At 70.9% G+C, this 6,544-nt stretch carries 5 protein-coding genes and 1 pseudogene; 4 read left to right on the plus strand and 2 right to left on the minus strand.

The window, feature by feature from the left end:
• Positions 1 to 124: 124 nt before the first annotated feature.
• Positions 125 to 1,534, minus strand: coding sequence for a helix-turn-helix transcriptional regulator (locus AB0M79_RS28705; RefSeq protein WP_364219394.1), 1,410 nt, complete (start codon positions 1,532 to 1,534; stop codon positions 125 to 127).
• Between the two features lie 236 nt (positions 1,535 to 1,770).
• Between AB0M79_RS28705 and AB0M79_RS28710 the strand changes: the two genes are divergently transcribed.
• The 4 genes from AB0M79_RS28710 (at position 1,771) to AB0M79_RS28725 (ending at position 5,965) form a co-directional block, all read left to right on the plus strand.
• Positions 1,771 to 3,114 carry a carbohydrate-binding protein gene (locus AB0M79_RS28710; RefSeq protein WP_364219397.1) on the plus strand — a complete coding sequence of 448 codons (1,344 nt, stop codon included), beginning with the start codon at positions 1,771 to 1,773 and terminating at the stop codon, positions 3,112 to 3,114.
• A 315-nt stretch (positions 3,115 to 3,429) separates the two neighbouring features.
• Positions 3,430 to 4,311 carry a PhzF family phenazine biosynthesis protein gene (locus AB0M79_RS28715; RefSeq protein ID WP_364219400.1) on the plus strand — a complete coding sequence of 294 codons (882 nt, stop codon included), beginning with the start codon at positions 3,430 to 3,432 and terminating at the stop codon, positions 4,309 to 4,311.
• A gap of 203 nt (positions 4,312 to 4,514) precedes the next feature.
• Positions 4,515 to 5,096: a carboxymuconolactone decarboxylase family protein gene (locus tag AB0M79_RS28720; RefSeq protein ID WP_364219403.1), complete on the plus strand. Its 582-nt coding sequence runs from the start codon at positions 4,515 to 4,517 to the stop codon at positions 5,094 to 5,096.
• The gene (locus tag AB0M79_RS28725) at positions 5,093 to 5,965 is read left to right on the plus strand and encodes an RNA polymerase sigma-70 factor (protein WP_364219406.1); all 873 of its coding nucleotides are present in this window, start codon (positions 5,093 to 5,095) and stop codon (positions 5,963 to 5,965) included. Before AB0M79_RS28720 ends, AB0M79_RS28725 begins: the two co-directional genes overlap by 4 nt.
• Positions 5,966 to 6,329: 364 nt before the next feature.
• Here the strand turns inward: AB0M79_RS28725 and AB0M79_RS28730 are convergent.
• A pseudogene (locus AB0M79_RS28730) lies at positions 6,330 to 6,544 on the minus strand (hypothetical protein); the annotation flags it as partial.

The raw sequence follows: 6,544 nt of genomic DNA on the forward strand, positions 1-6,544 counted from the left end.
ACGTAGGCCGCGGTGTAGCGCGGTTCGGCCAGCTCCCGTTGGGTGAGGCCGCGCGCGGTACGTAACGCGTGCAGCCGCAGGCCGAGCGTGGCCGGCTCCCGGTCCGGCACGGCGATCTCCGCACTCACCGCAGCCGCTCCGCGGCGCGTAGTCCCCGTTGGAACGCTTCGCGGGCCTCCTGGAGCCGACCCCACTCCAAAAGGAGTTCGCCGAGTTGCCGGCAGCAGGACACCACGTCTGCCATCAGATCAGCCTGCTCGTAGCGGTCTGCGGCCCGTCGCAGCAGCCGCTCGGCGTTGTCCCGCTCGCCCCGCGCAGCGGCCACCCGACCGAGTAACCGGTCGGCCTCGGCCATTCCCTCCGCGTGACCGTTGGCCAGGCTGGTCGCGGCGGCGACGGTCGCGAGTTCGTACGCCTCGTCGAGGCTGCCCACCTGGCGCAGCGCCTCGGCCAGTTCCAGTGTGGCGCCGGCCTGGTCCTGCACGGCACCGACATCACCGAGGATGTCGCGGGCCTTGTGCAGTTCGGCCACCGCCTCGTCCGGCCGCCCGGCGCGGCGCAGTACGTAGCCCCGGGCCCAGTGACACAGCGCCAGCTCCCGGGTGAGGCCGAGTTCGACGTAGCGGCGGCCGGCCTCGGTCAGGTACCGCTCGACCTCATCGAGTTCGTCGCCGCTGCGGCGCAGTTGCCCGGCAACCGCGTAGAACTGGGCCACCCACTCCTGGTTGCCCACCCGGGACAGCAGCGGCAGCGCCTGCCGCTCCAACCGGCGGGCACGGTCGCGCCAGTCAAGCTCGAGGAAGGTGTACATCAGGGCATTGGTCAACCGTAGTTCGGCGTCGGGATCGGCGGCCGGGCTGTCGCGCAGCGTCCGTAGTGCCCCCTCCAGCAACGCGACGGCCCGGGTGGCGGAACCACCGATCAACAGGCAGTACGCCTGCCGGCCCACCACCGCGGCACGCAGTGCCGTGGCCCCGTCGGGCAGCTCCGTGGCGAGCTGTTCGTAATGGTGGGCGGCGGTGGCGGTCTCGCCCCGGTGCAACTGGATCTCGGCGGTGTAGTAGCCGACCCACCCGGCCAGTTCGACCAGACCGTAGCGTTCGGCCTGATCGCGGACCCGGAGCAAGGTGGCAGCCGCGCTGTCCAGTTCCCCCCGGGACAGCGCCCGTCGGCTTTCGTTCAACTCGCCGACGAGTGCGACGGCGACACCGGGCGGCCGGCCGTAGCGCAGGTCGTCGGGATCTGTGTCGAGCCGGGCGGCGATGTGGCGCAGTACCTCGTCGGTGGGGATGCGTACCCCCGCCTCCAGTGCCGCGAGGTAGGCGCGGCTGTAACGCGGTTCGGCCAGCTGCTGCTGGGTGAGCCCGAGCGCCCGGCGCAGCCGCCGGATCCGGGCGCCGAAACTCTCCGGGGGAGCCTCGAGATCGTCGCCGCTGCGGGGGCCTCCGTCCGGCGCCGTGCTCGTGGCGCCGGATCCCGGCGCGGGGGTGGCACGCGAGCGCGCGACGGCTCCTCTGTCGACTTCCGTCGCCATGCCACCTCCTTGCCCGACACCTTAGCCGGACGGCCGGTTTGGGCGCAGGTGCCGGCCGTCCGAGCCCCGCTGCCCCTTCCCGAACCCTCAGGTGATTGACGCCGGGCTATTGACGCATCGGTAAGGTTCCCTTACTGTTCCCGCCACAAGCAACATAACACTAGTTAAGTCCCGAGTAGCAGGCGCCGTGGTTCCGCTTCCGCGACGTCGGCGAACCCACATCCGAGGAGCTCACAATGGCCCGACGAAAGGTCGCCCTGGCGGCCGGCATCGGGGCCGCGATGATCGCGGTCCTGGGAATCACCGTGCACGCCAACGCAGGCACCGCACCCCAGTTGCGCCCCGTCGACGGCGCGGTACCCGCACCCGCGGGCGTCGCCCCGGAGATGTTCGCCGCACTCCAGCGCGACCTGCGACTCACGCCGGCACAGGCCCGCGACCGGCTCACCACAGACGAAAAGGCCAGCCGAGTCCAGGAGGTGCTGCGCACCAGCCTGGGCAACCGCTACGGCGGCACCTGGATCTCCCCTGACGGGAAAACGGTGACGGTCGGCGTCACCGATGAGGCCGATGCCGCTACCGTCCGCGCTCTCGGCGCCGTGCCCACCCGGGTACTCCGCAGCGAAGCGCAACTCGACGCACACGTGGCCCGGCTCGACGCGCACAGCGCCAAGGCGCCGTCCACCGTCAAGGTCTGGTACGCGGACACGACCGAAAACACCGTCGTGGTGCTCACGCACGCTGCCGGCCTGAAGGCCGCACGGGCATTCGCGCTCGCCGCCGGAGTCGACCCGGCGGCCGTACGGGTCGAGGTGACCACCGAGGACCCCAGGACCTACATCGACGTGATCGGCGGCAACGCGTACTACATGAGCGGAGGCGGCCGCTGCTCGATCGGGTTCTCGGTCAACGGCGGCTTCGTCACCGCCGGACACTGTGGCCGGACCGGGACCCGCACCACCCAGCCGTCGGGCACCTACCGAGGCTCCACCTTCCCGGGCCGTGACTACGCCTGGGTGCAGGTCGACGCGGGCAACACCCCGCGCGGCCTGGTGAACAACTACGCCGGCGGCACCGTCGCCGTGGCCGGCTCCACCGAGGCCGCGGTCGGCGCCGCCGTCTGCCGTTCGGGTTCGACCACCGGGTGGCGCTGCGGCACCATCCAGCAGAAGAACACCTCGGTGACCTACCCGGAGGGCACCGTCTCCGGCGTGACCCGCTCCAACGCATGCGCCGAGCCGGGTGACTCCGGTGGCTCCTGGCTCTCCGGCAACCAGGCCCAAGGGGTTACCTCCGGCGGATCGGGCAACTGCCGCACCGGAGGGACGATGTACTTCCAGCCGGTCAACCCGATCCTCGCCGCCTACGGGCTGACCCTGATCACCTCAGGCTCCAACCCGCCGACGACCCCGCCGCCGACCTCCAACCCGCCGGGCGGGACCACGTGGCAAGCCGGAAGCGTCTACGCCACCGGCACCACCGTCACCTACGGAGGAGTCAGCTACCGCTGCCTGCAGGGGCACACCGCCCTCGTCGGCTGGGAACCGCCGAACGTACCGGCCCTCTGGCAGCGTCTGTAGACCGAATCGCCTCCCGGGAGCACGGGTCCGACCACGACCAGGTGGCCGGACCCGTCGCCGAGTGTTGAGCTGCCCGAAGCGCCGTCCATCTGCGGCGCTCGCCGACGCGGCCCGCTGAAACGGGTGTCGCGACCTCAGTCACGAACCGTCGACCGTCAACAGGGGCGACCACTCGGATCCCCTCGGCGGACCCGTTGCTGAAGCGGAGCAGCCCGAAGGAGTGGCACCAGCCGGTAGGGTCCTGTCCATGCTGTCCGCCGAGACACCGGCCAGTCCCTGATGGGCCGGAATGGGCTGGAGACCGACGATCGCAGGGTGTCGGTCACCATCGTCAGTGCCTGCCTGCGGCACGGGCGCGGCGGCAGCCCGACCGCGGTCGTGGACGAGGCGCCGCTCAGTGACGCGCAGCGTCGCCTCGTACCGGTTCTCGCGGGGACCTCACATGCCGTGTTCATGTCGGTGGGCGATGACGGGCGGGGACAGCCACTGGTCTCCCTGCGGTTCTTCACCACCGGCGGAGAGCTGCCGGCCTGTGGCCACGGCACGGTCGCCGCGCTGGCCGCACTCACCGAGCGCGCGGCCAGCACAGGCGGCACGGAGTACCACGCCACCCTCCGCACGGCGGGAGGACGCACTTTCCACGGCAGCGGAATCCGCAGGGACGACGGCGTCCACGCGCGGTTCGATCCCGGCCCCATCGAGCTGCACGAGCCGTTGCCGGAGGAACGCGAACCCGTACTCGCGGCACTGGGGGTAACCGCACGAGCCCTGGCACCCGGCGCCTGCACCGCCACCCTCGGGCGACGGCGCCTACTCGTCCCCGTCACCTCCATCGCCGCGCTGACCGCGCTTGCCCCGGACTTCGGTCGACTCCGAGACGCCTGCGACCGCTTCGGCCTGCTCGGCTGCTACGTGCATACCGCACCCACGCCAGCCGGCCGCCTCGCCGCGCGCATGTTCGCCCCATCCATCGGCGTACCAGAGGACATCGCCAACGCCAACAGCACCGCCTGCCTCGCCGCCCACCTGGCCAGACAGGGCATCACCGACATCGCGGCGGACATGGGGGACACGGTCGGCAGCCCCGCGACCATCACCGCCACCTCCCAACCCGGCCAGTCGGGGCCACGCATCCACGTCGGCGGCGTCGCCAGGATCACCGACACCCACCGGCTCGAACCAGGTCGCGTTTCGTAACGCGCGGAGCCACTGCTTGACATGCCGCCAGATGTTCGTTTGTTCCGGTTCCAGGCCAGTTGATGCCTGGTCGGTGTTCGCGAGTTCCGGGGCACCACCCACACCGCAGGATCCATCGGTCCACCACGACGACGTAGCGGTGTGTTGTCACAGGGCGCCGCCGGCCGGCGTCTTCATGTCACACCCGCGACAAGGAGACGACGATGACCAGTACAACCCGCGTTCCCCGTACGAAGATCACCGGCCTCTACGGCGCCCTGCTGAAGGTGGCGATGCGCAAGATGGTCGGCGGCGTGCCGGAAGGCGCCGAGGTGATGTGGCACCACCCGCGCGTCTTCAAGGACATGATGAGGTTCGGTGGCCGTACCGAGAAGTGGGACCGGATGGACCGTGGCCTGGCATCGTTGGCGACCATGGCCGCGGCAGCCGAGGTGGGCTGCAGCTTCTGCCTGGACCTCCACTACTTCATGGCCCACAACAAGGGACTGGACGAGGCGAAGGCGCGCGAGGTTCCGAGGTGGCGGGAGTCCTCGATCTTCACGCCGGTCGAGCGCCGGGTGATGGAGTACGCCGAGGCGATGTGCCAGACCCCGGTGGCGGTCACCGACGACATGACCGCCGCGCTGCTCGAGGACCTGGGCGCTGCCGGGGTGCTGGAACTGACGGCCCGGGTGGGCGTCATGAATCTCACCGCCCGCGCCAACGTCGCCCTCGGCGTCCGTTCGCAGGAGTACGCCGCGACATGCGGCCTGCGGCCCCTGGCCAACAGGGTCGCACACACGTGAGCGGCGACCCGTTCCTCCGGCACCGGAGCCTGCTGTTCACCGTGGCCTACGAGATGCTCGGGTCGGCCGCCGACGCCGAGGACGTCGTGCAGGAGGCCTGGCTCAAGTGGGACGGCGTCGACCAGGCCGAGGTGCGCGACCCGCGGGCCTACCTGGTCCGGGTCGTCACGCGCAAGGCGCTCGACCGGTTACGAACCCTGGTCCGGCGGCGCGAGGACTACGTCGGTCCGTGGCTGCCGGAGCCCCTGCTGACCAGCCCCGACGTCGCCGACGACGTCGAGTTGGCCGACAGCCTGTCGACGGCGATGCTGCTGGTGCTCGAGACGCTCACCCCGACCGAGCGTGCGGTCTTCGTGCTGCGCGAGGTCTTCGATCTCGGATACGACGAACTGGCGGAGGCCGTGGGCAAGACGCCCGCCGCGGTGCGACAGATCGCGCACCGGGCCCGGACCCGCGTCGCCGAGCGGCGTCCCCGCGGCGCGGCCTCCCCGGCCGAGGCCCGGGGCGCGCTCGAGGCGTTCCAGCGGGCGATCGAGACCGGCGATCTCCAGGGTCTCGTCGACCTGCTGGCGCCCGACGTGGTCGCGCTGGGTGACGGCGGCGGCGTGAAACAGGCGATGCCGCGCCCGGTCATGGGCGCCGACAAGGTGGCTCGCCTGATCACGGCCGGTCTGGCAACCGTCGTCGACCGGTTGTCGGCGGAGTTGGTCCAGGTCAACGGCTGGTCGGCGCTGCTGCTCCGGCTGGACGGGGAGATCGACAGCGTCATGTCGGTGCGGGTCGTGGACGGACTGGTCACCGGTATGTACACCGTCCGCAACCCCGAGAAGCTCTCGCGGATCCTGCAGGAGGTGTCGCTCAGCCGTTGAACCCGGTCCGTCGAACTCGGCCAGGCCCGGGTGCGGTCCCGAGACGACGCGCTTGCCGAGAACCGTGTCCGCGCAGCACAAGCAGCGTGCCGGTACTCGCGCAGAATGCCCTCGGGGCGGCCGCGTCGTCGGATGTCGAGGTGGCGGATCCTGTCCGGTTCGGCGATCGGCGCAGGCAATGGACTCGACGGTCACGCGTTCGCCCGATCCAGACGGCGCCCCGTACATGATCCTTGCTGGTCAAGTGCGGTACGACCGTCGTGAAGTTCGGTTCTCCCAGTGCGTAGCAGGGGCGGATGTGGCCGGGCGGGTCGGCCGGGGCACCGTGTCTGGGACCCCGCGCCGACCCGCCGAGGTTCGGTTGTCACATGACGTGCAGGAAGCTGGACCAGCCGTGTCCGATCTTGACTGGGGTGGCGAGGCCGGCGCCGCTGTGTGGGTAGTACCAGAGGTTTCCGCTCGCGTCGACGCCGAGGATGTCGGCGGCGCCGTCACCGCTCCAATCCGAGGCCATCACGTGTCTGAAGGTCGACCAGCCGTGTCCGATCTTGACTGGGGTGGCGAGGCCGGCGCCGCTGT

Origin of the sequence: Polymorphospora sp. NPDC051019, assembly GCF_040683055.1 — a bacterium.
In the GTDB taxonomy this organism is placed as follows: domain Bacteria; phylum Actinomycetota; class Actinomycetes; order Mycobacteriales; family Micromonosporaceae; genus Polymorphospora; species Polymorphospora lycopeni.